Raw genomic sequence first — 3,376 nt, forward strand, 5'->3', positions numbered from 1 at the left:
AAAAGACCAGGGACCACGCCACCCAAGAATAACTGACCGACCGAGGTATTGGTCTGCGCGCTATACAAGATCATGAAGATGCTCGGCGGAATGATAGGCCCGATCAGCGAACTACCAGCGGTCAGCCCGGCAGCAAATGCCGTGGAATACCCATCGCGCCTCATCGCCGGGACCAGCAATGACCCCAGTGCCGAGGCATCGGCCGCGGCCGAGCCATTGACCCCGGACATGAAGACGCTACCCACCACATTGACATGTCCGATACCGCCGCGCAGATGACCCACCAACAGACGAGCGACGCGCATCAAACGCTCGGTCATACCACAGGCATTCATCAGATTGCCGGCGAGAATGAACAACGGAATCGCCATCAGCGAGAAACTATTGAGACCGCCAAAGAACTGTTGCGGCATCATCCGCGCGATCATGCCCGGATCGACGAAAGCGAAGCCCACCAAGGCGGTCACGATCAGCGTCAAGAAAAGTGGAATACCCAGTAAGGTGTTGGCAAGCAAGGTTGCGAACATCGCGGCGACCATCATGAGGCGTCCTCCGCAACGTCTGGAGAGGCGTCACCGGTCTGGGGCAATGGACGAGGGCCGTAAAGCAGTACCTGCAATGCAAGCAGGCCGAAACCCAGCGGCATGGCAAGCATGGGAAGGGTGCGGCTGATGCCCAGCCCCTGGGAAGTGAAGTAGCTCACCGATAAGGCGTAATGCCAACTCCACCAGGTCATGGCCATGCACAGCAGCAAGGTGAGCAGCCATTGATAACCCAACAAAACATGTCGCGCGACGCCTTCCAGCTTGCGCTCCAGTAACGCCACTCGCATATGCTCGCCACGCACCCACACATTGCCGGCGATCAGCAATGCCGATGCGATCAAGCAGTAACGCGCAAGCTCGTCACTCCAGATGGGCGCCTGGCCGACCACGTAGCGCGTCACGACGCCATACAAGATATCGATTAGCGTGACCAATAATGCCAACCCGCCCAGGCCGGTCGTGATCCGTCCCAGCAGCGATAATAAGGTGTTTCGGAACATAGCGATCACATGGTACGACCGGCATGACCGGTCGTACTCCTGGCATCCGAGTGAATAACGTGAAGATCAGTCGCTGAGCAGGTCGCTTTGCCCGGCATCTTCGAGCGCCATCTTGATCCACTCATCGCCTATGCCCTGCTCTTCAAGCCAATCGATATAGGCCGGCTGGCCTTGTTCACGAAAAGCCGCCATCTCTTCATCGCTAGGCTCGATCACCGTCATGCCATTATCGGCAAGAAATTGGATGCGCTCGTCGACCCGCTTCTCGACATCTTCACGGTTGAGTTCATTGGCTTTTTCGACGGCTGAGTCGATAGCATTGCGATTCTCTTCGGAAAGCCCCTCGTACCAACTGCCGTTGGCTATGAGGAACTGATCGGAGTACTGCACGTTGGCACGGGTAAAGTATTTCTGCACTTCGTAGAGACTGCCCATGATGATGTACATCGGCGGGTTCATCTGGCCATCGGCGACGTTGGTCTTGAGCGCCATGTAGGTATCGGTCCAGGGAATCGGCGTGCCGGACGCACCAAAGGCCTCATAGAGCGCGACCTGGCTAGGATCCATGGCACGAAAGCGGAGTCCCTCGAAATCGTCGGGGCCCTTTATGGGGCGCTTGGAGTTCGTGAACCCGAGAAAACCGCCTTCCTCGATCACGCCAAGCAACTCGGCACCGGTACGCTCTTTGAGGGCTTCCTCTACCTTGTTCCAATAATCACCCTCGTCGAAAAACTCATGTGCAGCGTTGTAATCATCGAACAGAAAGGGAGTGGCACTGACATATATTTCGGGCACGATCGGCGACAAACCGGCGAATGAAGCAATGTTGAGGCTCGGCGTATTGGCGACTTGCTCCATGCGCTCCTGTTCTTCGCCAAGCATGGAGTTGGGATATAACTTGAGCTGAATATCGCCGTCGGTCTTCTCTTCCACCAACCGTTTGAGGTTGGAAGCAAACAGATGAACCGCGTTCTTGTCGGTCTCGGGCGGTCCGTTATAGCTGAGGTTGATGGTTGTGGCCGCATTGGCCAGGCTGGCCGTCACCAGCCAGCCGGTGACAGCGGCTGTGAGTAATACGGGACGCAGCATTGAGAAACGCATGAAGAACTCCTTGTTGTTATCAGAACGCGACGAGACTCGCGTATTGATCGGCCGTTGCTGTACAGCGGCGTCCTAAGACGCTAATCGTTGCGCTGTTGACCTTTCAAGCGTTCTAGCGTTGCTTTAAAGACAACATACGTGCATCCAAGACGCGCGGTGCGTCGGCGCTGAAGAAACGCATGCTGTATCGCAGGTGTTCAATGAAAGCTTGGGCTGCCACCGTCAAGGGCCGCTCGACCTGACTGACGATGCACGCCTGCGCCTGGCACAGTACCTGGGCGTCGACCTCGCGCGTGACAATGCTCCCCTCGTGAATCTCCTCAAGGACGCTGAGCTCGGGCATGAACGTCACGCCCAAGCCGGAACGCACGAAATTCTTGAGCACCGACACCGAGTTGGTTTTCATGCGCGGCCGATACGATAGCTTGGCCGTCCGCAATGCCATATCGACCAACTGCCCCATTCCGGTTTGCCCGTCGATAACCGCCAAGGGATGCACACCGATCTCGGCTAAAGTCAGCGGCCCCGTCGCGCTGGCCAACGCGTGTTCGGCGGGTACGATCAGATCCAGCGGTTGGCAGCGATCGACGTGCGAAACCAGACGGTGATCATCGGGCGGCGCATACAGCAACGCCAAATCGACGCTCCCTTCCTCGACCAACGCCATCGCATCGGTAAGACCGGCCATGTGCACTTCGATTTCCAGCCCCGGATAGGTGGCCAGAAAGTTCTGCAAGGGGGCCGAGACCAGATCCGCTATGAACCCTTCGCCGACGGCGATGTGTACCTCGCCGTGTTCCAGGTTCTGCATGGCCTGCAACTGAGAAAGTGTCGCTCGCTCGGCGGCACGCCGATCACGATAGTGACGCAGCATCAACTCACCGGCGGGGGTCAAATCAAGCCGTGGGGAACGTACCAGTAGCACGCAATCCAGTTCTTCCTCGAGTGCGCGCAGTTGCCTACTGAGTGCCGATGGGTTGACCTCCAGATGAGAGGCGGCTCGGCGTAGCGAGCCATAGCGAACGACGGCATCGAGATATTCAAGCGCACGAGATTTGAACGGAGTCATGGCAAGCTCGGTCAGCAGTCTGATACATGGTTCAAGGTCATACGAAAGGCCATAGGGGATGGGATTGATTCCAATCCGCAACCGGCGTAGCGTGAAAGCGTCGAATTCATAGGAGACTGGATCATGGCGGAAGCCAAGAGTGTCATCAAACGTGTCTACGT

Annotated in this window: 4 protein-coding genes; all 4 read right to left on the reverse strand. The window is 57.2% G+C overall.

All coding sequences use genetic code 11. The features are described from left to right. The coding region (locus OP496_RS16820; protein ID WP_280564961.1) for a TRAP transporter large permease subunit at positions 1-539 on the reverse strand (539 nt) is incomplete at its 3' end. After that, positions 539-1,045 (reverse strand): TRAP transporter small permease, encoded by a 507-nt coding sequence (locus OP496_RS16825; protein ID WP_280564963.1) that lies wholly within the window; start codon positions 1,043-1,045, stop codon positions 539-541. The genes OP496_RS16820 and OP496_RS16825, both read right to left, overlap by 1 nt. A gap of 66 nt (positions 1,046-1,111) precedes the next feature. Then, on the reverse strand, positions 1,112-2,146 hold the full coding sequence (dctP, locus tag OP496_RS16830) for a TRAP transporter substrate-binding protein DctP (RefSeq protein WP_280564964.1): 1,035 nt from the start codon (positions 2,144-2,146) through the stop codon (positions 1,112-1,114). A 112-nt stretch (positions 2,147-2,258) separates the two neighbouring features. Further along, positions 2,259-3,215, reverse strand: coding sequence for a LysR family transcriptional regulator (locus OP496_RS16835; RefSeq protein ID WP_280564965.1), 957 nt, complete (start codon positions 3,213-3,215; stop codon positions 2,259-2,261). Between the last annotated feature and the right edge of the window lie 161 nt (positions 3,216-3,376).

Source organism: Chromohalobacter sp. 48-RD10 (assembly GCF_029889785.1).
In the GTDB taxonomy this organism is placed as follows: Bacteria; Pseudomonadota; Gammaproteobacteria; order Pseudomonadales; family Halomonadaceae; genus Chromohalobacter.